Raw genomic sequence first — 23,193 nt, 5'->3', positions numbered from 1 at the left:
TCGCCATGACCGACCCGACCGAGGACCGGATCGCGCTGCAGGCCCGCGACGTCCGGTTCGACTTCACCACGCTGCGGACCGACTGGATCCCCGGCGAGCCGTTCGCGTCGCACCTGATCGACGTGCTGCACCTGCTGCTGCCCGAGGGGGAACGCTGGTTCGTGGAGGTCTTCTCCCGCGCGCTGCCGATGGTCCGTGACGAGGCGCTGTCCGAGGACGTGCGCGGGTTCATCGGCCAGGAGGCCGTGCACGCGACCTCGCACCAGGGGGCGCTGGACCACCTCGTCGAGGCGGGCGTCGACGTGACCCGCTTCGTCGAGCAGGTCGAGTGGATCTTCACGGAGCTGCTCGGCGACCGCGGCCTCACCGGCGACGCGGCCCGGGAGTGGCTGGTGGAGCGGGTCGGGCTGATCGCGGCGATCGAGCACTTCACCGCAGTCCTCGGCTCGTGGATCCTCGACGCCGACGCTCTCGACGCGGCCGGGGCCGACCCGCACATGCTGGACATGCTGCGCTGGCACGGCGCCGAGGAGGTCGAGCACCGCAGCGTCGCGCACGACCTCTACACCCACCTCGACGGGCGGTGGCTGCGCCGGATCCGGGCGATGGCGGTGGCCGGGCCGGCGCTGGCGAAGCTGTGGGCCGACGGCACCCGGCACCTGTGCGCCCGCGACCCGGACCTGCGCGGGACACCGCAGCGCCGGGCCCGGCTGCGCGACTACCTGCGGGACTCCCGGCGTGGGCTGGTGCCCGGCCCGTGGCTGTTCGCCCGCGCCGTGCTGACCTACCTGAGCCCGCGGTTCCACCCGGCCGCACACGGCGACACCGACGCCGCGGTGGCCTACCTCGCGGTCTCCCCCGCCGCCCGCGCCGCCGAGGCGGGGCACGCCGACCCGGCAGGGGGGTCCGCGGCATGAGGACCGCGCTGCTGTCCGCCGCGGGCTCGGCCGCGCCGCCGCCGCACCCGAACCGCGGGGCGACCGCGTTGTCGGTGCTCACCGCGGTGACCCAGACCCTGGCGACGGCCGGTGGCCGGCGCCGTCGCCCGGTCACCCCGGTGGACCGCACCGTGGTCGTCGAGGTGCACGCCGTGCGCCGCCCCTGCCCCGACGTCGCCGAGCTCGACCTCGTCCCGGCGGGCACCGGGCCGCTGCCGGGCTGGCGGCCCGGCGCGCACGTCGACGTCGAGCTGCCCTCGGGGTTGCTGCGGCAGTACTCGCTGTGCGGCGACCCGGACGACCGGTCGGTGTACCGGATCGCGGTTCGGCGGGTGCCCGGGGGCTCCGGCTCGCACGAGGTGCACGCCCTGCGCCCCGGGGTGCGGCTGCGGCTGCACGGCCCGCGCAACGCGTTCCCCCTGGCCGCGGCGCCGTCGTACCTGTTCGTCGCCGGTGGCATCGGGATCACCCCGATCGCGCCGATGGTCCGGGCCGCGCATGCCGCGGGGGTGGAGTGGCGGCTGGTGCACACCGGCCGGGACCGGGCGTCGATGCCGCTGTCCGACGCCCTCGCCGCGCTCGCCCCGGACCGTGTGGTCCGCCGCCCCGACGACGTCGCGGGTGCCCCCACGGCGGCCGAGCTGCTGGCCGGGACCGACCCGGACGCCGCTGTCTACTGCTGCGGCCCGCCGCCGATGATCGAGGCGCTGCGCCGGGCGCTGCCCGCCGGGCAGCGGTTCCACTCCGAGCGGTTCTCCCCGCCCCCGATCCGCGGCGGCCGCCCGTTCACCGTCCGGATCGTCGGCGGCCCGGACGTCGCGGTCCCGGCCGACCGGACCGCGCTGGACGCCGTCCGCGCGCTGCGCCCGGACGTGCCCTACTCCTGCCGGCAGGGGTTCTGCGGGACCTGCCACGTCCGGCTGGTGGAGGGCACGACCGTGGGCGACCCGGCCGGGCCGGGCCTGACCGCGCTGTGCGTCGGGCGGGCCACGGACGGGACGATCGTCGTCGACCTCGGGCGCTGAGGCATGGGGTCCGTACCCTCGTCGGTGATGACCTCGCCCGCACGTCCACCCCGGCGCATGACGCCCGAGGCCCGCCGCGCGCAGCTGGTGTCCGCCGCGCTCGACCTCTACGGCGCCCGCTCGCCGGAGGAGGTGGCCGTCGAGGACGTCACCCGGGCCGCGGACGTGTCCCGGGCGCTGTTCTACCGGTACTTCTCCGGGATGGAGGAGCTGCACGTCGCGGCGCTGGGCAGCGTTGCCGAGGAGCTCATCGACCGGGTCGCGCTGCCCACCGACGGTCCGCTGGACGGGCAGCTCGCCGACGCGCTGGACGTGTTCCTCGACGTCGTCGGCCGGCACTCGCGGGCCTACGTCGCGCTGCTGCGCAGCGGCTCGGTCGTCTCCACCGGGGAGACCGACGCGATGGTGGACGGCGTGCGCGACCACATCGTGGACCTGCTGTGCGTGCGCGGCGGTGTGCCCGACCCGACGCCGCTGCAGCTGATGACGCTGCGCGGCTGGGTCGCGCTGGTCGAGGGCTCGGTGCTGGTGTGGCTGGAGGCGGGCCGGGTGCCGGCCCGCGCCGAGCTGCGGGACTGGCTGGTGGAGCAGCTGTTCGCGATGCTCGGGGTGACCGTCGCCCGCGACCCGGACGCTCAGTTCTCCACGACGCCGAGCGCGTTGGGCACCAGCCGGTAGGCGTCCTCGGACGGGCTGTTCACGACCTGGCCGCGGAACACCATCGTCGAGGAGCCGCCCCCGTCGAGGTTGACGCCGTCGACGGCGCCCGCCCGGCGCAGCTGCTCGGCGGTCTCGGCCAGGGTGATGCCGACCGAGGTCGACTCGCGGCCGTCGGCGGTGAGCAGGATCAGCCGTCCCTGCGCGGTGAGGCCCGCGGCGCTGCGCGGGTCGCGCGAGCGGGCGTCCAGCCCGGCGACGGGTGCACCGTCGCGCAGGATCGGCGACGCCCCCACCGCGGTCCGCGGCGGCGTCCCCGACGCGGCGGTGAGCGCGTACCGGACGGTGACCCGGTCGCCGACGGCGAGCCGTCGCAGCGCGGCGGCACCCTGGTCGCGGCCGGCGAGGACCTGGTCCCCGGCCGGGATCGCTCCCCCACCGGGCGGGCGGACCGCGGTGACCGCGCCGTCGCGGACGACGACCTCGACCCGGTCCGGTGCGCACGGCGCGTTCCGGTCGGTGTCGCTGCCGCACAGCGTGGCGGCCCGGTCGCCCGCCCAGTCGGAGGTGAACAGCCCGATCCCGCCGACGGGCACGGCGTAGGCATTGAGGGTGTCGATCCGGAGGCGGCCCTGCGGACCGGTCGCGGAGGCGTCGAGGGTGAGCCGGTCCAGGCGCGGGGTGCCGTCGTCGTCGACGGCGAGCACGTCGCCCTGCTCGGCGCCGGGGACGCCCGGGGCGAGCCGCCGCCCCGGTGGGACGGCGGAGGTCAGCGCCCGGCCGTCGCGGACCGAGGGCCCGGCGGGGGCGTTGCTGCGCCCCAGGTCGAAGAAGTCGCCGTTGATCGCGGCGGCCGCCCCGCCGCGCTGCGCGTGCGCGGGCACCGAGGACCGCTCCCCGACCGTCGCACCGGTGAGCAGGGTGGCGCGCAGCTCGGCCCGGTTCAGGTCGGCGACGACGACGTCGACGGTCACCGGCCCGGCCGGGGTGTCGACCCGCTCCTCGCGGTGGGTGATGGCGGGGGCCTGCGGGGCCGGGGCGACGGGCGCGTCGGCCCCGGTGGACCCGGTGGACCCGGTGGACCCGGCCGTCACCGTGGACCCGAGCGCCACGGTGGACACGGTCTCCGCAGTGGACGCGGTCTCCGCAGTGGCCCCGCTGGACGCGGTCCCCACGGTGGACCCGGGCGCCGCCGCGGGCACGACGGCCGCGACGGGCGGCGCGACCCGGGCGGGGACCGCGGACGCCTGCTGGGTGACCGGTACCAGCAGCCCGACCACGACCGCCGTCGCCACCGCCGCGCCCCGGCTGCCCGTCCACCCCGCCATGCCCGCACTCCCCCGATCGCCACCCGGCCGGGACCGAGGTGACCACGGCGGTGCGGCGACGGCGCGGGGCGTCACGCGACGGTGGCGCAGGGCCACCCGGTCGGGGTCCGGTGGTCCCCGACGGTGTGAACCGGGCCCCGTGGACCCGGGCCGTGCGTCCGGGGCTCCGCCGATGATCGCCGGGAGTGGAGTGCCGGAGGCAGTGCACCCGTCCGGCCGCTCCCGTCCCGGCGATCACGGGAGCCGGCACGGGGCCGGGGTCCGGTGCGGGGTCAGCGGGTCCGGTGCGCCGCCCCGGGGTGGTCCTTCGCGAGCCGGGCGCCGTCGCCGGTGCCGTACCGCTCGCGCAGGGTGGGGCCGCCCGCGTCGGCGGGGGCGGGCATCCGGCCGCGGCGTCGCAGCTCGGGCACGACGTGGGTCACGACGTCGGCCATCGTCCCCGGGGTGACGGCGTAGGCCAGGTTGAAGCCGTCGAGGTCGGCCTCGTCGGCCCAGCGCTCCAGCTCGTCGGCGACCGTCGCCCCGGACCCGACGACGACCGGCCCGCGCCCGCCGACGGTGATGAACTCCGCGAGCTCGCCGCCCGTCCAGTCGCGGTCCGGCCCGGTGAACGACGCCAGCGCCGAGCGGGTCGCGTCGGTCTGCACGTACTCGAGCTTCTGCTCCGGCGACGCACCGGCCAGGTCGACGCCGGACCAGCCGCCGAACAGCGCCAGCGCCGCCGACGGGTCGGTCAGCTCCAGGTACTCGGCCAGGGTGGCGTGGGCGGCGTCGTCGGTCTCCCCGGCGATCGCGGTGAGCATCGCGAACACCTTGACCGAGCGGGGGTCCCGCCCGGCGCGGGCGGCCTCGGCGCGCACCGCGTCGACCGAGCGGCGGACCACCGCGGGCGACGGGCCGGACACGAAGACGGCCTCGGCGTGGGTGCCGGCGAACCGGGCGCCGCGCGGCGACGCGCCCGCCTGGAAGATCACCGGGGTGCGCTGCGGGGACGGCTCGGACAGGAACGGGCCGGGCACGTCGAACCAGCGGCCGTGGTGGGCGATGTCGTGCACCCGGTCCGGCTCGGTGAACACGCCGCGGTCGCGGTCGCGGACCACGGCGTCGGTGTCCCAGGAGCCCTCCCACAGCTTGTAGCAGACCTCCAGGAACTCCTCGGCGAGCTCGTAGCGCTCGTCGTGCGGGATCTGCCCGGACCGGCCGAGGTTGCGCGCCGCGGAGTCCAGGTAGGACGTGACGACGTTCCACGCGACCCGGCCGCGGGTGAGGTGGTCGAGGGTGGTGAACCGCCGGGCCAGCGCGTAGGGGTGCTCGTAGGCGACCGAGACGGTCACCCCGAACCCGAGCCGTGAGGTCACCCCGGCCATCGCGGGGACCAGCAGCAGCGGGTCGGCGAGCGGGACCTGCGCGGCGGCGCGGACGGCCGCGTCGCGGGAGCCGCCGTAGACGTCGTAGACGCCGAGGACGTCGGCGAGGAACAGCGCGTCGAAGCCGCCGTCCTCCAGCATCCGGGCGAGCGAGGTCCAGTGGTCGAGGTCGGTGTAGCGGTGCCCCTCGTCGGACGGGTGACGCCACAGCCCCGCGGACTGGTGGCCCACGCAGGCCATGTCGAAGGCGTTGAGCAGGATGCGGCCGGTCATGCCACCACCTTCTCCCGGGTGGTGCGGAGCCCGCCGCGGTGGGTCTCGGGCAACAGGACGGTGGAGACGATGCAGATCGCGAACAGCACCCCGAGGTAGGCCCAGATCAGCCACGGGGTCCCGCCGCCGGCGTAGAGCAGCGCGGTGGCGATCAGTGGCGTCGCCCCGGCGAGGACGGAGCCGACCTGGTAGCCCAGCGAGGCCCCGCTGTAGCGCAGCCGGGTGTCGAACAGCTCGCCGTACCAGGCGGCCTGCGGGCCGTACATGGCGTCGTGGAACAGGTTGACCAGCACGACCATCGCGACGACGACCAGCACGGTGGACCCGGTGTCGAGCAGCAGGAAGAACGCCCCGAGGAACAGCGGCGCCCCGATCGCGCCGAACAGGTAGACCGGCTTGCGGCCGACCCGGTCGGACAGGACCGCCCACAGCGGCGTGGAGAACAGCCCGATCGCCGACGCGATGATCACCGCGGTCAGGCCGGCGCTCTCGGCCGCGCCGGAGTCGCCCCGGGCGAGGTAGGTGAGGGCGAAGGTGGTCGCGAGGATGTAGAGCGCGTTCTGCGCGATCCGGCTGCCGACGGTCAGCAGCACGGTGCGCCAGTCGGTGCGCAGCACCTCCAGCACCGGACGGCGGGCCAGCGTCCCGGCGTCGCGGGCGGCGGTGAACACCGCGGGGTCGGCGAGGGTGAGCCGGATGGCCAGCCCCACCACGACGAGCACCGCGCTGAGCAGGAACGGGATCCGCCAGGCGCCGGCGAGGAACGCCTCCCTGCCCGCGATCGCGAGCACCGAGGTGTAGACGCCCGAGGCCAGCAGCATCCCGGCCGAGGAGCCGATCTGCGGGAAGCTGCCGAACAGACCGCGCCGACGCTCGGTCTCGGCGTGCTCGACGGCCATCAGCACCGCACCGGCCCACTCCGCGCCGACGGCGAGCCCCTGGGCCAGCCGCAGCACCACCAGCAGCACGGGGGCCAGCAGCCCGACGGTCGGGTAGGTCGGCAGCAGCCCGATCAGCGTCGTCGCGACGCCCATCAGCACCAGCGACCCGACCAGGACGGCGCGGCGGCCGATCCGGTCACCCAGGTGCCCGGCGACGACGGCGCCGATCGGCCGCGCGCCGAACCCGGCGGCGTAGGTCGCGAAGGAGGCCAGCACCCCGGTGGCCGGGTCGGCGTCGGTGAAGAACAGCGGGGCGAACACCAGCGCCGCGGCGGTGGCGTAGAGGTAGAAGTCGTACCACTCGATGGTGGTCCCGACGAGGCTGGCGACGGCGGCGCGGCGCGGGGTGGCGCCGGGCGTCGCAGGAGGGGGCGTCTCGGGAGGGGAAGCGGAAGGGGAACTGGACACGGGTGACCTGCCGGTGTGAGGCGGAGCGGGGGCGTCGGGGGCGGGTCAGCGACAGGCGTGCGACGACAGGCGGCCGTGGTCCAGCCACCGCCGCCGGGTCAGCTCCGAGTGCTCCACGTCGCCCACCCGAGCAGACCGCCCCCGCCCGGCGCAACGGAGCGGGACCGGGGTCACCTCCGCCCGGCCACCCGGGCGTGCAGCCGGACCCAGTGCCCCGCGTCGAGGTCACGCGGCAGCGTCCGCGGCCCGAGCCCGCACTCGCGCGCCCAGTCCCGTGCCAGCGCACGGCCGAAGCGTCGTCCCACGACGTCGACCACCCCGCGGCCACGGCCGGTGAACACCGCGTCGACGATCCGGTGGTGGTCCCGGGGCCGGGCGTCGAGCAGCGGCACCTCCCGGCGGGCGATCTCCAGCACCCCGCCGTCGACGGCCGGGACCGGCCGGAACGCCCTGGCCGGGACCCGGGCGTGCAGGGTGAAGGTGAACCACGGCCACCAGCGGGCGGTGAGGGCGCTGGTGCCTCCGACCGCGGCCCGCTTGCGGGCGACCTCCCACTGCACCAGCACCAGCGCGTGCGCCCAGCGCGGGTTGGCCAGCAGGCGTCGCAGTAGTGGGGTGGTCAGGGCGAACGGGACGTTGGACACCACGTCGACGGGCCGGTCGAGGCGGACGTCGAGCAGGTCACCGTGGACGACGGTGAGGGCGTCGCCGAAGCGTCGTCGCAGGCGGGCCACCCGGTACGGGTCGAGCTCGACCGCGGTCAGGGGCCTGCCGGGCAGGCGCAGCAGCGCGGCGGTCAGCGCGCCGTCGCCGGGGCCCAGCTCCAGCAGTGGCCGGGGCGGGTACCCGGCGACGACGGCGGCCATCGCGGCCGGGACGGCGTCGTCGACGAGGAAGTTCTGGCCGTGCTCGTGACGGCCGAGCGGGCGTGGCAGAGGGGATCGCACAGGGAGGCTCCCGGGTGGGGAGCCGGGGGCGCGGCGGGGCGCCGCCCGGCAGGGGTACGAGGACCGGCTGCTCGGACGGCGGCGCCAGGAGATCGGCAGGGATCAGGTGTGGCGCCGCCGTCGGGCGACGCGCAGGCGTATCGAGGCCACGGGCCGACGGTAGGGGCACCGGGGGCACCGGCGCACCCGGATTTCAGTCCGTCAGGTCGGCGGGCGGGGCGGGCCAGTGCGGCAGGACGTGGCCGGGGTAGTCCTCGGAGACGGTGTCGGGGAAGGCGGGCGGGCGCTTCTCCAGGAACGACGTGACGCCCTCGGCGACGTCGCGGCCCTGCGCGAGGTGCGCGATCGCGGCCGAGTCGGCGCGGTGGGCGTCCCACGGGCTGGGCGCGCCGAGCATCCCCCACAGCAGCTGCCGGGTCAGCGCGACCGACACCGCCGAGGTGTTGTCGGCGATCTCGCGGGCGATCGCGTACGCCGCGCCGAGCAGCTCGTCGTCGGGCAGGACCCGGGAGACCAGCCGGCCGTCGAGGGCCTCGGCGGCGTCGAACACCCGGCCGGTAGCGGCCCACTCCATCGCCCGGGAGACCCCGACGATCCGGGGCAGGAACCAGCTCGACGCGGCCTCCGGGACGAGCCCGCGGCGGGCGAACACGAACCCGAACCGTGCCGAGGCGCCGGCGAGACGGATGTCGGCGGGCAGCGTCATCGTCGCCCCGATGCCGACCGCGGGCCCGTTGACGGCGGCGATCACCGGGGTGCGCAACGCCGCCATCCGCATGGTCACGGTGCCGCCGCCGTCGCGGACGACGCCGCCGATGGTGCCGACGCCCGCCCGGTCGGCGGCGCGCTGCGGGTCGGTGGGGTCGAACGAGGAGCCGCCGCGGCCCAGGTCGGCGCCGGCACAGAAGCCGCGGCCGCGGCCGGTGAGCACGATCGCGCGGACGGTGTCGTCGGCGTCGGCGCGGTCGTAGGCGGCGATCAGCTCGCGGGCCATCGTCGCGGTGAACGCGTTGAGCCGGTCCGGACGGTCGAGGGTGATCGTGGCGACCCGGTCGTCGACGTCGTAGGAGATCTCGGTGAAGGCGGGAGCGTCGGTGCTCATGACCGGCGAGTCTGCCCCGCCGCGTCACCCGGTGGTCGGAAACCGCCGGGTGTGCACCGTCACGCCGCCGTCCGGCCGGCCGCCGGCGATGGCGGCCGCCCGGACGCAGGCGTGCGTCCACATGTTGAACTGCACCTCCTTGGCCACGCGCAGCGTGTTGTAGAGCACGTGCGACAGCCGGTCCCCGGGCCGTGCCCAGGACTCGATGTCGAAGCGCAGCATCTCCGGGTGGTCCGGGTCGCGACGGGTGCGGAAGTCGATCCGGCCGGCCTCCAGGTGCCCGTCCAGGGTGACGAAGGAGAACCCGGTGGGCCCGGCGGCGGCCACCCGCACCGGGCCGTCCCACGGGCCGGGCATGCGGATCAGGAACTCGTCGCCGACGTCCATCCCGCCGGGCTCGCCGCGGGTGCGACGGAACACCGCGAACTCCGGTGACCAGCGGTCGGGGTCCGCGCCGAGGCGCGTCATGAGCTCCTCGGGGCTGCACCGGGACCCGCGGATGCGCACGCCGTAGCGCCGGTGCAGCAGGGTGCCGTACCCGTCCGACGGGCGCTGGACGTCGTCGGCGTCGGCGCCCTGCGGCGAGGCGGGAGGCAGGTCCCCCAGGTCCCCGACGACGTCGCTGCGGTGGATCGGCGTGGTGCGCCAGAAGTAGCGCCACGACACCAGCAGCACACCCACCGGCCAGCGGAGCACCGCCGACACCCGGCGGGACCGCCGGTCACCCGTCACCGGGGTGGTCCGTCCGCTCGTCGAGGCCGTCGTGGGGGTCCGCATCGACCACGGGTACCCCCTGTGCGGGATTACATCCGCCGGCAGCGGGGAACGGACCGCCATGACGGTCGGACGTGTCCTGCACCGGGCCGGGTTGCGCGGTGCCCAGCTCCAGTGGTTCTCCCTCGGCTCGGTGGGCTTCGCCATCGCGCTGTGGCTGCGCGCGAAGACCGTGGACCAGGACGAGCGCGGCAACGCCGAACGCCGCGCGGTCTTCGTCGGCCTGTGGCCGTCGATGTTCTGGCTGATCGGCGACGCGATGCGGCGCGAGGAGAAGGGCGCTCGGTCCTGAAGCGCCCCGGCCCCGAGGACCGTCGCGCCGACCTGGACGGGCTCGCCGCACGCGGCGTGAACTTCGACGACGCCGAGACCCCCACCGACTCCCACGACCCGCGCTGGCACGTCGACCACGGCCGGGCGCTGGTCGGCACCGAGCCGCCCGGCGACCCGGTGCCCGACGGCCCCTGGGAACGCGCCTGCGCGGTGCTGCGCGACTACCAGTTCACCGCCCCGAACCGGCTGCGTGGCGTGTTCCGCCCGGCCGACCCGCTGCTGGGCCGCGACATGCTGCTGGAGGGCCGGTTCGGACCGATGCGGTTCCACCTCGGCGTCCGTGTCACCGGTCTGGTCGACGAGACCGTGGACGGCCGGCGCGTCTGGGGCTGGACCTACGAGACGCTGCACGGACACCTGGAGGAGGGCCGGCTCACCTACGAGGTGGTCAAGGACCTCACGACCGGCGACGTCGAGTTCGTCATCCGCGCGTTCTCCCGGCCCGCACACATCCCGAACCCGCTGTTCCGGTTCGGCTTCGGGCTGTTCGGCCGGGCGGTGCAGCTGGAGTTCTACCATCGGGCCGGGCAGCGGGTGCGTGAGCTCGTCGCCGACGCGGCGGCGGGCAGGCCGCTGCCGCTGCCGCAGCCGCTGCCGGGTGCCGACGGTGTGACCGTCGCCCCGCAGAACGCCGGACGGCACTGGACGGACCCGTTCGCCGTGCTCGTCCGGCATCCGGGTGCCTGACCCGGGTGCCCGACCCGGAGGGAACCTGCAGATGGACGACCGGATCCGGCGGCCGAACCCGTTCCGCTGGGTGGCCTACGCGTTCGGCGCCCGGCTGCCGGCCCGCAACCGGCGCTGGGTGCTCCACGACGTCACCACCCGCACCTGGGTGCTGCGCCACCTCGTCCGCACCACGGTCCAGCTGATCCCGCTGCTGGCCCTGCTGTACCTGGTGGTGCCCGGCCCGCCGTGGGTGCGGCTGGGCGCCATCGCCTCGGGCGCGGTGATCGGCTACTTCTACTCGGCGGTCTACACGGTCGAGGCGTGCGAGACCCGGGTGATGAAGGCCGGCTACCCGGTGGGGGCGGCCGCGGCGACCCGGGAGGCGCGCCGCGCAGAGCAGCACGTCGACGCCCGGCTGCGGCACGACCGGGAGTTCGGGGCGGACCGCGAGCGGGACGACCGCCGGGGCTGAGCGGTCGCCGCTTCGGGTCGCGTGCCGCCGGGACCGCCCGCCCGGACAGCGACCACGATGTCGCGGTGCTGTTCGCCGGCGCCCCCTCCCCCGTGTCCACCGAGCTGCTCGCCGGCGACCTCGCCGCCCTGCTCGGGACCGGGGTCGATGTCGTCGACCTCGCACGGGCCGGCCTCGAGCTGCGGGGACGGGTCGCGGGGTCGGGCCGGCACCTCCACAGCGCCGACGAGGTCGCGCGGGTCCGTTTCGAGGTGGACGCCCGGATGCGCTGGATCGAGTTCCGCCCCGTCCTGGAGGAGACGACCCGGTCGTTCCTCGCCCGCGTCGCGCGGGAGGGGTTGCGCTGATGGTCGGGCGCGCGAGCACGGAGGAGTACCGGTACTGGACGGCGTCGACCGCGGTGACGCCCTGTGCCGCGGCGGCCGCACGGGCCGGCGCACGGCACCCACCGTCGGGGTGTCGCACGGCGGCCCGGGGCGCCGGGGGTGGGATCAGGGGATGACGACCGGACCGGTGGTCGGCGCCGGGTCGTCGGCCCAGCGGTGCCCGGTCTCGCGCGGGGTGACGCCGTCCTCGGTCCACGCGGCCAGCAGCTGCGCGACCTTGGCGTGCATCACGGTGCGCAGCCGGTCGAAGGAGTTCTGCGGGTCGTCGTCGACCTCGCCGAGCAGCAGCCACCAGGCCCAGGCGACCGCACCGGCGTTCGCGACGAAGTCCGGCAGCACCGGCACCCCGCGCGCGGCGAGCATGGCCTCGGCCTCCGGGGTCGTCGCGGCGTTCGCGGCCTCGACGATCACGCGGGCGCGGACGTCGTAGGAGTTGTCCGGGGTGATCGCGTAGGAGATCGCGGCCGGCACCAGGATGTCGACCTCGGCCGACAGGATCGCGGTGCGCGGGAGCTGCTCGACGCCGTCGGGCAGCCGGGTGCGGTCGATCTCGCCGTAGCCGTCGCGCAGGTCCAGCAGCGCGGGCACGTCGAGCCCGTCCGCGCAGTGCAGGGTGCCCGCGGCGTCGGCCAGCGTGGTGACCTTCATCCCGGCCTCGTGCAGGTAGTAGGCGGCCGCACCGCCCATCGTGCCGACGCCCTGGATCGCGACCGTGGTGTCGGCCGGGATCTGGCCCCAGGACACCGCGGAGGCCAGGCAGGCGTGCGCGACGCCGTAGCCGCCGATCACGTCGCCCAGCTCGAACCCGCCGTCGACCTCGGCCTTCAGCCCGGTGCGGACCCGCTCCAGGGTGGCGGCCGGGTCGGCGGCTCGGCTGATCGCGGCGTGGTAGCTCTGGCCGAGGCCGAGCTTCTCGAAGACCTCGTCGATCAGGTGCTGCGGGACGCCGAGGTCCTCCGCGGTCACCCAGTGCGCGTCGATCCAGGGGCGCATGGCCTCGCAGAAGCGCTGCAGCACCTCGACGGCGCGCGGGTCCTTCGGGTCGAAGTCGATGCCGCCCTTGGCCCCGCCGATCGGCAGGTCGAAGGTGGCGGTCTTGTTGGCCATGCCGCGTGCGAGGTCCTCGACCTCGGACAACGTACAGCCGGCCCGCATCCGGGTGCCGCCGGTGGCGAGCCCCGCCCGCAGGGTGTGCACGACCAGGTAGCCGACGGCGCCGGTCACGGTGTCGTTCCACTGCAGGCGCATGTAGGGCTCGGGACGGCGGACGACCGGGGCGACGGTGGGCGCCGGGGCGCCGGGGACGTAGGGGGCGGCCGTGGCCGCCGTCTGCGGGGTGCCCCCGGCCGGGTTCTGCATCGTCGTCATGGCGACCCACCTCCTGCTCGTACTGCACCGGTCGTCGCCACCAGGGGCCGTTCCGGTCTCGTCGACACCGCGGACCTCGTCGTCCCCCCGGCGGCAGTCGTTCCCGACCGGTGGCCCCAGGTTGCGGGCGCACCGGGCCCCGCGTCCATTTACGGATCATTCACGCCGCTGTTCACCGTTCCTGCACAGCGCAATAGGCTCGGTCGCATGGAGCTGTCCCTGTCCCGGCTGCGCATGCTGCGCGAGCTGCACCGGCGGGGAACCATCACGGCGGCGGCGGCGGCGCTGCACTACACGGCGTCGGCGGTCTCCCAGCAGCTCGCACAGCTCGAGCGCGACGTCGGGACGCGGCTGTTCGAGCGGAGAGGGCGCCGGGTTCAGCTCACCGACCTCGGTGTCCTGCTGGCCGAGCACGCCGAGGAGATCCTCGCCTCGGTCGAGCGCGCCACCCAGGCGTTGGAGGAGGCGGGCGAGACCGTTGCGGCCAAGCTCACCGCCGGGGTGTGGGCCTCGGTCGCCTCGGGTCTGCTGCCCGACGCGCTGACCGCGCTGGCCCGCACCCACCCCGGTGTCGAGGTCCGCACCCGCGAGCTCGCCCCGGAGGAGACCGCGGCCGCGGTGCGCGACGGCGAGCTCGACCTGTCGTTCGTCATCGACTACTCGAACTACCCGATGACGTGGGACAAGGGCCTGGAGCGGGCGGTCATCGCCGTCGAGCGGGTCTACGCGGCGGTGCCCGCCGGGGCGGTGCCCGCCGCGAGCGTGACGCTGTCGGAGCTGGCCGAGCACCCGTGGATCGTCTCGCCCGCCCGGTCGCACTTCGGGCAGGCGGCCCGCCTGGCCTGCCAGAGCGCGGGCTTCGAGCCGCGGATCGACCACGAGGTCGAGGAGCAGGCCACCGCCATGGCGATGGTCGCGGCCGGGCTCGGTGTCACCCTGGTGACGGACCTGGGCCTGGCGCTGCGCCCGCCGGGGGTCGACATCGTCGCACTCGGCGACGCCCTGACCCGCACGGTGTCGCTGGCCTACCGCACCACCACCGCGCGCCGGGCCGCGGTGCCGCTGGTGATCGAGGCCGTCCGGACCGCGGCCGCACAGAAGGGGCTCGGCGCCGACGCCCCGATCCCGGTGCAGCCGGAGTCGCTCGGCCTGACCTGACCCCGTTCCGCGGCGGAATCCGCGGGACGGTCGAACCGTTTCCGCCGGGGTTCCGAAGAACGGTTGTGCTGACCGAGAACCGGACCGAGGGAAACGGGCCCCTGGCCCTTCCTCCGCGTTCCGTGGCGATCCTGGTGGAACTGCTGGCGATCGCCGCGGCGGTGGCATCGGGGCACCTCGTGGCGGCCCTGGTGGCGCCGGCGTCGTCACCGTTCGTGGCCGTCGGCGACGCGGTCGTGCGGCTCTCGCCGCAGCCGGTGGTGGAGTTCGCCAAGTCCGCGTTCGGGACGGCCGACAAGCCGGTCCTGCTCACCGGCATCGGCGTGCTGCTGGTGCTGCTCGGCGCACTGGCCGGGCTCGCGGCGCGCCGACGGGCCGCGGTGGGGACCGTCGCCGTCGCCGTGCTGGGGCTGCTCGCGGTGGCGGCGGTGCTGACCGGGCCGGTGCCGACCGCGACCGACCTGGCCGCACCGGTCGTCGCGCTGGTGGTGGGTGTGGCGGTGCAGCGGGGGCTGGACCGCCTCGCCCGCCGTCCCGGCACCACCCGCACCGGGGGCGGCGGCGCCCGGGACGGTGACGGTGTCCCCCGGCGCACCGTGCTCGCCGGGGCGTCGGCGGCGGTCGCCGCCGGGACGCTCGTCGTGGGCGGGACCGGCCTGGCGCTGTCCTCCGCCGGCAGCGGGATCGCGGCCTCACGGGCCGCGCTGACCGGCAGGCTGGCCGCGGCGACGCTCGCCGAGACCGCGCCGCCGGTGCCGGCCTCGGCTGCGTTCCCGCAGCTCGGGACCGTTCCGTTCGTGACCCCGAACGCCGACTTCTACCGGATCGACGTCGCCCTGACCATCCCCGCGGTCCGGGCCGAGGACTGGTCGCTGCGGGTGCACGGCCGGGTCGGGCGCGAGCTCGTCCTCACCGCCGACGACCTGCTGCGACGTCCGCTGGTCCAGCGGACGATCACGATGACCTGCGTCTCCAACACCGTCGGCGGGAACCTGGTGTCCACAGCGGACTTCGTCGGCGTCGAGCTGGCCCCGCTGCTGCTGGAGGCCGGCGTCGACCCGGCCGCGGACCAGATCGTCTCCACCAGCCGCGACGGCTGGACCGCGGGCACCCCGACCGCGACCGTGCTGGAGCCCGGCCGCGGCGCGCTGCTCGCACTGGGCATGAACGGCGAGGCGCTGCCGGTCGAGCACGGGTTCCCGGTGCGCATGGTCGTCCCGGGGCTCTACGGCTACGTCTCGGCCACCAAGTGGCTCGCCGACATCGAGCTGACGACCTTCGCCGAGCGCAGCGTCTACTGGCGGGACCGCGGCTGGGCCGAGCGCGCCCCGATCAAGACCCAGTGCCGCATCGACGCCCCGGTCGGGTTCTCCCGGCTGCCGGCGGGACGCGTGCAGGTCGCCGGGGTCGCGTGGGCGCAACCGGTCGGGATCACCGCCGTCGAGGTCCGCGCCGACGACGGCCCGTGGGTCCGCGCCGAGCTGGCCACCGAGGTCAACCCGAACACCTGGCGGATGTGGCGGGCCGAGCTCGACCTCTCCCCCGGCAGCCACACGCTCACCGCCCGCGCCACCGACCGCCGCGGGCTCGTCCAGACCGACGTCCGCGTCGACCCGATCCCGGACGGTGCGACGGGGTGGCCCAGCACCATCGTCACCGTCGTCTGAACCGATTCCCGAGCCGTCGGAAAAAGATCCGGCAATTCTCCGGAACACCCGAACCGACCGGACCCACGATCCGAACAATCAATCGACAGTCCATGTAGGACATACAGTTTCCTCGAAAGGGAATCCAGCCATGCGCGCTTCTCGCACCCTCGCCACCGTCGGTCTGCTCGCCACCCTCTCGCTCGGCCTCGCCGCCTGTGGCGGCGGCAGCGACACCGCCGCCCCGCCGGCCGCGGCCCCGGCCACCTCCTCGGCACCGGCGACGACCGCCGCCGCCGACGGCGTCACCACCAACGCCGACGTCTTCGGCCCGGCCTGCAGCCAGCTGCCGCAGGGCAACGAGCCCGGCTCGCTCGACTCGATGGGCCCGCAGCCGGTCGCCACCGCCGCGAGCACCAACCCGCTGCTGACCACGCTGGTCACCGCCGTCGGCAAGGTCCCCGGCCTGGCCGACACCCTGAACCAGCAGAAGGGCATCACCGTCTTCGCCCCGGCGAACGACGCCTTCGCCGCGGTGCAGAAGCAGCTCGGCGAGCAGAAGTTCAACGCCCTGCTGGCCGACACCACCGCCCTGCAGGGGCTGCTCTCCTACCACGTGACCCCCGAGCGCCTGGACGCCGCGGGCATCGTGGGGAAGAAGACCCTGACCGAGCTGGCCGGCGGTGACCTCACCATCGGCGGCACCGCCGAGGCACCCACCGTCACCGACGGCCAGGGCAACACCGCGAACATCCTCTGCGGCAACATCCCGACCGCGAACGCCACCGTCTTCGTGATCGACAAGGTCCTCATGCCCAAGAGCTGACGACCGCCGCACGACACGACGGGCCCGGGTGCGAACCCCGGGCCCGTCGTCGTACGAACACCCTGCGGTGACGACTGATGTGGCGCATCGAGATCGAACTGGGACCCGGTGAGCGCCCCCTGCGCGTGCGCGCGACCGACCGGACCGGCACGGTGCACACGGAACGAGAACAGGGCTCGATCCCCGACGACGTGACCGGCCTGCACGCGGTGCCGGTCACGCCGTCCGACGGACGGCCCGGTCCCGCGCCGCGCTCCCCCCGCCGAGTCGATCCGGAAGTCGATGCACCCCTCAGACCGCTCCGCCCCGTCGTCCGTCTCCCGCCGCCTGGTGGTCGCGACCCTGGTCGCCGGCCTGCTGGCGGGGCTGTGCGCCGCGCTGGTGCCGTTCGCCCCCGTCGACGCCCGCACGACGACCGTGTCCTGGCCACGGGCGGGCGAGCGGCCCACGTCGACGACGGCGGCGTTCCAGCCCGCAGCGCCGGAGGCGGTGCACGTCGAGGTGCCCTGCCGGGTGCTGCGCGCCGCGCAGATCCGCTCCGCCGGCACCGGGGCCGCGACGACCGTCGTGGGCTCGGAGCGGTCCGGTGCCCCGGGGACCGGGTTCGCCGTGCTCACCGGGGCGGACGAGGAGCTGCGGGTCCAGGTCGGCGGCCGCGAGCTGCTGCGCGCGCCCGTCCCGTCCGGCGACGCCTGCGGGCTGGTCCTCGACACCGACGAGGCCGGGTCCCGGGTCACCCTCGGCGACGGCACCCCGCGCGCCTTCCCCGGCGACATCGTGCGCGCCGTGGCCGCGTTCAGCACCCAGCTCTCCCCCGCCGACGCCGACGGGCTGCGGGTCACCGCGCGGACCGCGGACTGGTTCGCCGCCGCGTCGTCGCCGGCCAAGACGGCGCTGCTCGGGCTGCAGTGGCTCGCCGCCGCCGTCGCCGCCGTGCTGCTGGCACGTCTGGCCGGTGACCGGTTCCGGCGCCGCCGCGGGACGGCCCGGGTCCGGCGGGCCCGGCTGGCCGCGGTGGGCACCCCGGCCGGGATCGGGCGGGCCGCAGCGGACGTGCTCGTCGTCGCCACGCTGGCGGGCTGGACGGTGCTCGGGCCGCTGTCGACCGACGACGGCTTCACCGAGGCCATCGCGCGCAACGCGACCGGCACCGCGACCGGCGACTTCGGCAACGTCTACCGCTGGGGCAACGCCTCGGAGGCGCCGTACACGCTGGTGATCCGGCTGGTCCGGGCGCTGGCCGAGACCGGTGTGGGGCCGTTGGTGCTGCGTCTGCCGTCGGTGCTCGCCGGGATCGCGGTGTGGTTGCTGCTGTCGCGGGTCGCGCTGCCCGCGGTGCTGGCCCGCCACCACCGACGGGCCTGGGTGCGGGGCACGCTCGGCGTCGCGCTGCTGGCGTGGTGGTTGCCGCTGAACCTCGGGGGCCGCCCGGAGCCGTTCGCGGCACTCGCGACGACCGCGGCGCTCTGCTGTGCGCTGCGCGCCGCCGCCCGGCCCGGGCTCCGCGGCGGGACGTGGACCGCAGCCGCCGCGCTGACCGCGGGGCTGGCGCTGGCGGTGACACCCTCGGCGGTGACCGTCGCCGGTCCGCTGGTGCTGCTGGTGCCCGCGCTGTGGCGGCAGGTCACCCGCCACGGCGGCGGGGGGCTCGCCGTCGGGGTCGCGGCGACCGTCGCCGCGGCCGGGATCGCCGCGGCGGGGCTCACCCCGGTGTTCACCGGGCAGAGCCTGTACACGGTCGCGCGGGCCACCGAGATGCACCAGTTCTACGGTCCGGCCACACCGTGGTTCCAGGAGCTGCGTCGATGGGACTACCTGCTCGGTTTCGGCACCGAGCAGGGCGGCCTCGGCCGCCGGGTGCCGGTGCTGCTCGCCCTCGCCCTGCTGGTCGCGGCGCTGCCGCTGGTCGCCCGCGGCGCGCACCGGTGGGGTCCCGGGCTGCGGTGGACACCGGTGCCCCTGGTCGGGCTCGCTCTCGGGTTCGTGCTGCTCACACCGGCACCGTCGAAGTGGACCCACTACTTCGGGACGCTCGCCGGGACCGGGGCGCTCGCCGCCGCGGCGGGGGTGGTGCTGGTGGTGACCGCGGCCCGGCGGCCGGCCGACCCGACCGTGCGCGGCGCGGCCGCCGCCGGGACCCTGGCGGCGGCCGTACTCGCCGCGCTGGCCTTCAGCGGGCGCAACGAGTGGTTCCTGTGGTCCGGCTGGGGCGTGCCGCGCGCCGACGGCCCGTTCACGCCGCTGAACTCGCCGGCGGTGTGGGCGCTGGTGGCGCTCGCGGTGCTGGTCGTGTCGGCCGCCGCGGTCCACCGGGCGGGTCGGCGGGCGGGTCTGGGTGCGGGTCGGCGGGCGGGTCACGGACGGCACCGGACCGGGCGGGACTCCGTGGCCCGCGCCGCGGCGGCGCTGCCCGCCGGGGTGGTCGTGGTGGCCCTGCTCACCGGGGTGTCGGTGGTGGTGGCGTCGTTCGTCGTCGCCCCGGTGCGCCAGGGCGGGGGCTACAGCGTCGGCGGCCAGCTGTGGAGCGAGCTGACCGGCCGAGACACCTGCGGGATCCTCGACCACGTCACGGTCGGGGTCGACGGGGGCGCGCTGCCCGCCGCGGGCGGCGCCGACACCCTCACCGGGTTCACCGAGGGCCGTGGCTGGGTCGACGCCCCGCCGCGCGGCGGGCTCGCCTGGGGCAGCCTCGACGGCGGCCCGGGCTCCACCGGAGAGCTCCGGAGCCGCTGGTTCGCCGTCACACCGGGGCCGCCGGACCGGGTGCTGTCGGTCGACGTCGCCGGGCGGACCGGGCAGGGCAACACCCTGGAGCTGGAGTACGCCCGCGCCGGCTCGCCGGGCCCGGACGGCCGGGTGTCGTTGGACGACACGGCGACCGGTGCCGGCGGCACCTACCCCGCCGAACGGGTGCAGGAGGCCGTGCCGCTGGACCGGTCGGGCTGGCGCACCGTGCGGGTGCCCGTCTCCGCGTTGCCGGTGGACGTCGACCGGGTGCGGGTGCACGCCGTCGACACCACCGTCGGGCCGGGCGGCTGGGTGGCCGCCGCCGCCCCGCGGGTGGTCACCTCGGCGCCGGTGGTGCCGATGCTGCGCGACGCCGACGGGCCGGTCTACGTGGACTGGTCGATCCTCTGGGCGGCGCCCTGTCTGCGCGACCTGCCCGCCGTCCGGGCCGGCCTGGTGCAGACCCCGCGCTACCTGGTCCTGGGTCCGTCGTCGCTGGGGTTCGCCGTGGACGTGTCCTTCGCCGACGTCGCCGGGGGCAGCTTCGCGGCGATGCGCCGCACCACCACCGAGCAGGTCGTCGCGACCCGGATCGACACCGCCGACGTCCCGGGCCAGGCCGACTGGGGTGCGGTCATCCGGATCGACACCGACCTCGCCGTCGACGCCTACGACGTCAGCTCGGCCCCGGTGCGCCGTTGGGGCTGGGAGGGCGACCGGAGCCCGATCGGGTACCCCGCCCTCCCGACACCCTGACGCGCCGTCGGTCGGGGGCGTGTCCGGACACATCCCCGCCGCAGGCCCATCCGCTGGACGGCTCCTTGCTCCGGACCGGGTATCGCGATCGAATCATGCGGTGATGCGCACCCTGCTCGAGCCGTTCTGGCCCGGTCGGCGCACCGTCGCGTTCGACGAGCTGTGTCGGTGGGCCGCGTAGCGACCCCCGGGTCGCCGCGTGGCCGCCCCGTGCATCGCGCGCGGGTACGACGCCCGCGTCACCGACCACCACTCCGGAGGACCCCGTGTCCGTCACCGACGAACTGCTCGAGAACAACGCCCGCTACGCCGAGAGCTTCTCCGGCCCGCTCCCGCTGCCGCCGGCACGCAAGATCGCCGTCGTCGCCTGCATGGACGCCCGGCTCGACGTCTACCGCATCCTCGGCCTGGCCGAGGGCGACGCCCACGTCATCCGCAATGCGGGCGGCGTCGTCACCGACGACGAGATCCGCTCCCTGACGATCAGCCAGCGGCTGCTGGGGACCGAGGAGATCATCCTCATCCACCACACCGACTGCGGGATGCTGACCTTCACCGACGACGCGTTCAAGGCCTCGATCCGCGACGAGACCGGCATCAAGCCGCAGTGGGCCGCCGAGGCGTTCGACGACCTCGACGAGGACGTCCGCCAGTCGCTCGCCCGGATCCGGACCAACCCGTTCATCCCGCACACCGACGCCGTCCGCGGCTTCGTGTTCGACGTCGCGACGGGGCGGCTGAACGAGGTGAAGTAGGCCCGCCGCACCGCCCGTGCGGTCGTCGCACCCGTCGCGGCGGGTGCGACGACCGCGGCCCGGGTACGACCGTCGGTGGGCCTCCACCGGGGCCGCGGGGGTCAGGACGGCAGCAGCACCAGCACCGCCGCCCCCGGTGCGCCGGCCTCGCCCAGCAGGTAGGCCGTGCGCTCGACACCGCCCAGGCGTACCCGGGGCCGCCCGAACGCGCCGACCCCGCGGCACTCCCACAGCGGGGCCCGCTCCGGGGCCTCGGCGTGCAGGACGTCGCGGACCCCGCGGGTGCCCGGGCCGGCCGGGTCGAGGTCCGAGGCCATCCGGAACCTGCGGTGCAGTGCGGTGAGCAGCTCGTCGGGGTCGGGGCCGAACCGGGCACGGGCCGCGGGGTCGGCGGCCAGCTGCCACAGCACGTGCCGGCGTCCCGGATCCCCGTCGGCCGGACGGCCGATCGCGGCCTCCCAGGCGTCGTTCACCGCGACGACGCCCAGCTGGGCGTCGAGCAGCGCCGCCGGGTCACCGGGCCAGCTCGCGAGCACCGGCAGCAGCTCCTCGGGCGCCGTCGCCGCCGGGGCCGCACCGTCGCGGGACAGCCGGACCAGGTGTGCGACCCCGGGGGCGTCGATGCCGAGCACCCGGCCGACGGCGGCGAGCACCTCGTCCGAGGCGGTCACCCGGCCCTGTTCGAGCCACGTGTACCAGGTGAGACCGACCCCGGCGAGCGCCGCGACCTCCTCGCGGCGCAGCCCCGGCGTGCGGCGTCGGCCGCGGTCGGGCAGGCCGACCGCGGCCGGCGCGACGCGCTCACGGTAGGAGCGCAGGCAGGCGCCGAGCTCCCGGCGGCGGTCGGTCGTCGTCGCGGGCCGCACACGCGTCGACGCGGATCCTGTCACCACGGGTACCCCCATCGGTTCGCTCCTGGTCCGAGCCCGGCCGCCGGCGGACGGTGGACCCCATGATCGGTATCGGTGTCAACCTCGCGGCCGGGCTCGATGATCCCCCACCCGCGAACCTGGTCGAGGAGATCGTGGTGCGGGCGAGGGCGGTGGTCGCTGCCGGGCTGCGCACGGTGTGGCTGCCCCAGGGGTACGGGGCCGACACGCTCACCCTGTACGCCGCCGTCGCCCGCGAGGTCCCCGACGTCGAGCTGGGCGCGTCGGTCGTCGTGGTGCAGCCGCGGCACCCGCGGGTGCTGGCCGCGCAGGCGCTGACCGTGCAGGCGGCGTCCGGCGGGCGGCTCACGCTCGGTCTCGGGGTGAGCCACCCGGGGTTGCTGGAGGTGTACGGCATGCCGTTCACGCGGCCGGTGGCCGCGCTGACCGACCACCTCGACGTGCTCGCCCCGCTGCTGCGCGGCGAACGGGTCCCCGGCTCGTCCGGTCCCGGGTCGGACCCGGCGGACACGGCGGTGCCCGGCGCCACGCCCGAGGTCCCGCTGCTGCTCGGTGCGCTGGGCCCGAGGATGCTGCGGCTGGCGGGTGAGCGGACCACGGGCACCATCACCTTCCTCACCGGGCCGCGGACGATCTCCGAGCACGTCCGGCCGCTGCTCGACGCGGCGGCCGCCGGACGGCCGTCGCCGCGGGTGGTCGTCGGGGTGCCGGTGTCGGCGACGACCGCACCGGACCGGGTGCGGGCAGCGGCCGCGGTCGACTACGCGGCCTACGCCCGGCTGCCGTCCTACGCCGGGGTGCTGGAACGGGAGGGGCTGAGCTCCCCGGGCGGGCTCGTCATCGCCGGGGACGAGGACACGATCGCGGCCGGGATCGCCCGCTACGCCGCCGCCGGCGCCACCGACCTGCTGGTCAGCCCGCTGGGCGACGCCGCCGAGCGGGCCCGCACCGTGGCCGTCCTCGGCCGGATCGCGAGGTCCTGAGCAGTACCGCGCCCGGGCGGTGGCCGTACGCCGGCTGCCCGGTGGCGCCGTGGCGCGCGCTCCCTCGCCCGCCGAGATGCAGCCCAGCGGGCGCACGGGGTCACTCCGCACCCCTGAGCTGCATCTCGCCGTCGTCCCGGGTCCGCCGGGACGCGACGGGCGTGCCGCGTCCCGGCGGACGGGGATCAGGCGACGCGCGGTCGGCGACGCAGCGCCGTGCGGGCCGCCGCGAGCTGCTGGGCCACCTCGGCGGTGATCAGCTCGGCGTGCAGGGCGTCGTTGACGGGGTCGCCGCCGCCACGCAGCGCGCGGTGGCGCCGCACGAGGGCGTCGAGCCCGTCGAGCAGCTGGATACCCGGATCGGTGGTGGGCGGGGTCGGAACGCTCATGGGATGTCTCCTGGTGACGTGGCCGTCGGGGTCGATCGGTCGGGTCGATCGGCCGCGACGACACAGCGTCGAGGA

22 protein-coding genes are annotated in these 23,193 nt (G+C 76.1%); 13 read left to right on the top strand and 9 right to left on the bottom strand.

Annotated elements, in window-relative coordinates; genetic code table 11:
• Positions 1 to 5: 5 nt before the first annotated feature.
• The 3 genes from FVA95_RS00910 to FVA95_RS00900 are packed head-to-tail and all read left to right on the top strand — an operon-like array spanning position 6 to position 2,641.
• The gene (locus tag FVA95_RS00910; protein WP_149662499.1) at positions 6 to 917 is read left to right on the top strand and encodes a metal-dependent hydrolase; all 912 of its coding nucleotides are present in this window, start codon (positions 6 to 8) and stop codon (positions 915 to 917) included.
• A complete protein-coding gene (locus FVA95_RS00905; RefSeq protein ID WP_149662498.1) occupies positions 914 to 1,963 on the top strand; it encodes a PDR/VanB family oxidoreductase in 1,050 nt (349 codons plus the stop codon). Before FVA95_RS00910 ends, FVA95_RS00905 begins: the two co-directional genes overlap by 4 nt.
• Positions 1,964 to 1,990: 27 nt before the next feature.
• Complete coding sequence (locus FVA95_RS00900) at positions 1,991 to 2,641, top strand: TetR/AcrR family transcriptional regulator (protein ID WP_240051180.1); 651 nt, start codon at positions 1,991 to 1,993, stop codon at positions 2,639 to 2,641.
• On the opposite strand, the gene FVA95_RS00895 is transcribed toward FVA95_RS00900, so the two are convergent.
• The 6 genes from FVA95_RS00895 to FVA95_RS00870 form a co-directional block, all read right to left on the bottom strand.
• Entirely contained in the window at positions 2,599 to 3,948 is a 1,350-nt protein-coding gene (locus tag FVA95_RS00895) for a phosphodiester glycosidase family protein (protein ID WP_149662497.1), read from the bottom strand. The genes FVA95_RS00900 and FVA95_RS00895 overlap by 43 nt on opposite strands.
• Before the next feature lie 272 nt (positions 3,949 to 4,220).
• Complete coding sequence (locus FVA95_RS00890; protein WP_149662496.1) at positions 4,221 to 5,588, bottom strand: LLM class flavin-dependent oxidoreductase; 1,368 nt, start codon at positions 5,586 to 5,588, stop codon at positions 4,221 to 4,223.
• A complete protein-coding gene (locus FVA95_RS00885; protein ID WP_149662495.1) occupies positions 5,585 to 6,937 on the bottom strand; it encodes an MFS transporter in 1,353 nt (450 codons plus the stop codon). Before FVA95_RS00885 ends, FVA95_RS00890 begins: the two co-directional genes overlap by 4 nt.
• Positions 6,938 to 7,107: 170 nt before the next feature.
• Positions 7,108 to 7,872: an rRNA adenine dimethyltransferase family protein gene (locus FVA95_RS00880; RefSeq protein ID WP_149662558.1), complete on the bottom strand. Its 765-nt coding sequence runs from the start codon at positions 7,870 to 7,872 to the stop codon at positions 7,108 to 7,110.
• A gap of 205 nt (positions 7,873 to 8,077) precedes the next feature.
• A complete protein-coding gene (locus FVA95_RS00875) occupies positions 8,078 to 8,986 on the bottom strand; it encodes an enoyl-CoA hydratase-related protein (protein ID WP_149662494.1) in 909 nt (302 codons plus the stop codon).
• Between the two features lie 24 nt (positions 8,987 to 9,010).
• Entirely contained in the window at positions 9,011 to 9,763 is a 753-nt protein-coding gene (locus FVA95_RS00870; protein ID WP_149662493.1) for a DUF1990 family protein, read from the bottom strand.
• A gap of 58 nt (positions 9,764 to 9,821) precedes the next feature.
• Between FVA95_RS00870 and FVA95_RS00865 the strand changes: the two genes are divergently transcribed.
• From FVA95_RS00865 to FVA95_RS31550, 4 genes are read left to right on the top strand one after another with little or no spacing between them, the layout of a single operon-like run.
• The gene (locus FVA95_RS00865; protein ID WP_149662492.1) at positions 9,822 to 10,052 is read left to right on the top strand and encodes a hypothetical protein; all 231 of its coding nucleotides are present in this window, start codon (positions 9,822 to 9,824) and stop codon (positions 10,050 to 10,052) included.
• 56 nt (positions 10,053 to 10,108) lie between these two features.
• The gene (locus FVA95_RS00860) at positions 10,109 to 10,780 is read left to right on the top strand and encodes a DUF1990 family protein (protein WP_240051178.1); all 672 of its coding nucleotides are present in this window, start codon (positions 10,109 to 10,111) and stop codon (positions 10,778 to 10,780) included.
• A gap of 31 nt (positions 10,781 to 10,811) precedes the next feature.
• Positions 10,812 to 11,234, top strand: coding sequence for a DUF5313 family protein (locus tag FVA95_RS00855; RefSeq protein WP_149662491.1), 423 nt, complete (start codon positions 10,812 to 10,814; stop codon positions 11,232 to 11,234).
• Complete coding sequence (locus tag FVA95_RS31550; RefSeq protein ID WP_255474605.1) at positions 11,231 to 11,581, top strand: nucleotidyltransferase domain-containing protein; 351 nt, start codon at positions 11,231 to 11,233, stop codon at positions 11,579 to 11,581. The genes FVA95_RS00855 and FVA95_RS31550 overlap by 4 nt, the downstream gene beginning before the upstream one ends.
• Positions 11,582 to 11,725: 144 nt before the next feature.
• Here FVA95_RS31550 and FVA95_RS00845 read toward each other — a convergent pair whose 3' ends face one another.
• Positions 11,726 to 12,868, bottom strand: a complete 1,143-nt coding sequence (locus FVA95_RS00845; RefSeq protein ID WP_149662556.1) for a Glu/Leu/Phe/Val dehydrogenase — start codon at positions 12,866 to 12,868, stop codon at positions 11,726 to 11,728.
• Positions 12,869 to 13,195: 327 nt separating this feature from the next.
• Here FVA95_RS00845 and FVA95_RS00840 point away from each other — a divergent pair, with 327 nt between their 5' ends.
• From FVA95_RS00840 to FVA95_RS00820, 5 genes are all read left to right on the top strand, one after another.
• On the top strand, positions 13,196 to 14,146 hold the full coding sequence (locus FVA95_RS00840; protein WP_149662489.1) for a LysR family transcriptional regulator: 951 nt from the start codon (positions 13,196 to 13,198) through the stop codon (positions 14,144 to 14,146).
• 122 nt (positions 14,147 to 14,268) lie between these two features.
• Complete coding sequence (locus FVA95_RS00835; RefSeq protein ID WP_240051177.1) at positions 14,269 to 15,813, top strand: molybdopterin-dependent oxidoreductase; 1,545 nt, start codon at positions 14,269 to 14,271, stop codon at positions 15,811 to 15,813.
• A gap of 130 nt (positions 15,814 to 15,943) precedes the next feature.
• Positions 15,944 to 16,618, top strand: a complete 675-nt coding sequence (locus FVA95_RS00830) for a fasciclin domain-containing protein (protein WP_149662488.1) — start codon at positions 15,944 to 15,946, stop codon at positions 16,616 to 16,618.
• Between the two features lie 282 nt (positions 16,619 to 16,900).
• The gene (locus FVA95_RS00825; protein ID WP_149662487.1) at positions 16,901 to 20,101 is read left to right on the top strand and encodes an arabinosyltransferase domain-containing protein; all 3,201 of its coding nucleotides are present in this window, start codon (positions 16,901 to 16,903) and stop codon (positions 20,099 to 20,101) included.
• A 266-nt stretch (positions 20,102 to 20,367) separates the two neighbouring features.
• Positions 20,368 to 20,856, top strand: coding sequence for a carbonic anhydrase (locus FVA95_RS00820; RefSeq protein ID WP_020622184.1), 489 nt, complete (start codon positions 20,368 to 20,370; stop codon positions 20,854 to 20,856).
• A gap of 101 nt (positions 20,857 to 20,957) precedes the next feature.
• Here the strand turns inward: FVA95_RS00820 and FVA95_RS00815 are convergent, their stop codons facing one another.
• Entirely contained in the window at positions 20,958 to 21,761 is an 804-nt protein-coding gene (locus tag FVA95_RS00815; protein ID WP_149662486.1) for a helix-turn-helix domain-containing protein, read from the bottom strand.
• Between the two features lie 47 nt (positions 21,762 to 21,808).
• Here FVA95_RS00815 and FVA95_RS00810 point away from each other — a divergent pair, with 47 nt between their 5' ends.
• Positions 21,809 to 22,729 carry a TIGR03564 family F420-dependent LLM class oxidoreductase gene (locus FVA95_RS00810; RefSeq protein ID WP_149662485.1) on the top strand — a complete coding sequence of 307 codons (921 nt, stop codon included), beginning with the start codon at positions 21,809 to 21,811 and terminating at the stop codon, positions 22,727 to 22,729.
• A 185-nt stretch (positions 22,730 to 22,914) separates the two neighbouring features.
• Here the strand turns inward: FVA95_RS00810 and FVA95_RS00805 are convergent, their stop codons facing one another.
• On the bottom strand, positions 22,915 to 23,118 hold the full coding sequence (locus FVA95_RS00805; protein ID WP_149662484.1) for a hypothetical protein: 204 nt from the start codon (positions 23,116 to 23,118) through the stop codon (positions 22,915 to 22,917).
• Positions 23,119 to 23,193: the final 75 nt, after the last annotated feature.

Source organism: Pseudonocardia sp. EV170527-09 (assembly GCF_008369905.1).
Classification (GTDB): domain Bacteria; phylum Actinomycetota; class Actinomycetes; order Mycobacteriales; family Pseudonocardiaceae; genus Pseudonocardia.
The sequence above is the reverse complement of the archived record's forward strand: the minus strand, read 5'-3'. Positions and strand labels throughout refer to the sequence as shown.

Coding starts and splice junctions, on each gene's coding strand:
- FVA95_RS00875 (WP_149662494.1), bottom strand. CDS start 8,986: ATGAGCACCGACGCTCCCGCCTTCACCGAGATCTCCTACGACGTCGAC.
- FVA95_RS00825 (WP_149662487.1), top strand. CDS start 16,901: ATGCACCCCTCAGACCGCTCCGCCCCGTCGTCCGTCTCCCGCCGCCTG.
- FVA95_RS00865 (WP_149662492.1), top strand. CDS start 9,822: ATGACGGTCGGACGTGTCCTGCACCGGGCCGGGTTGCGCGGTGCCCAG.
- FVA95_RS00805 (WP_149662484.1), bottom strand. CDS start 23,118: ATGAGCGTTCCGACCCCGCCCACCACCGATCCGGGTATCCAGCTGCTC.
- FVA95_RS00830 (WP_149662488.1), top strand. CDS start 15,944: ATGCGCGCTTCTCGCACCCTCGCCACCGTCGGTCTGCTCGCCACCCTC.
- FVA95_RS00840 (WP_149662489.1), top strand. CDS start 13,196: ATGGAGCTGTCCCTGTCCCGGCTGCGCATGCTGCGCGAGCTGCACCGG.
- FVA95_RS00895 (WP_149662497.1), bottom strand. CDS start 3,948: ATGGCGGGGTGGACGGGCAGCCGGGGCGCGGCGGTGGCGACGGCGGTC.
- FVA95_RS00870 (WP_149662493.1), bottom strand. CDS start 9,763: ATGCGGACCCCCACGACGGCCTCGACGAGCGGACGGACCACCCCGGTG.
- FVA95_RS00905 (WP_149662498.1), top strand. CDS start 914: ATGAGGACCGCGCTGCTGTCCGCCGCGGGCTCGGCCGCGCCGCCGCCG.
- FVA95_RS00855 (WP_149662491.1), top strand. CDS start 10,812: ATGGACGACCGGATCCGGCGGCCGAACCCGTTCCGCTGGGTGGCCTAC.
- FVA95_RS00845 (WP_149662556.1), bottom strand. CDS start 12,868: ATGCGCCTGCAGTGGAACGACACCGTGACCGGCGCCGTCGGCTACCTG.
- FVA95_RS00910 (WP_149662499.1), top strand. CDS start 6: ATGACCGACCCGACCGAGGACCGGATCGCGCTGCAGGCCCGCGACGTC.
- FVA95_RS00900 (WP_240051180.1), top strand. CDS start 1,991: ATGACCTCGCCCGCACGTCCACCCCGGCGCATGACGCCCGAGGCCCGC.
- FVA95_RS00815 (WP_149662486.1), bottom strand. CDS start 21,761: ATGGGGGTACCCGTGGTGACAGGATCCGCGTCGACGCGTGTGCGGCCC.
- FVA95_RS00890 (WP_149662496.1), bottom strand. CDS start 5,588: ATGACCGGCCGCATCCTGCTCAACGCCTTCGACATGGCCTGCGTGGGC.
- FVA95_RS00810 (WP_149662485.1), top strand. CDS start 21,809: ATGATCGGTATCGGTGTCAACCTCGCGGCCGGGCTCGATGATCCCCCA.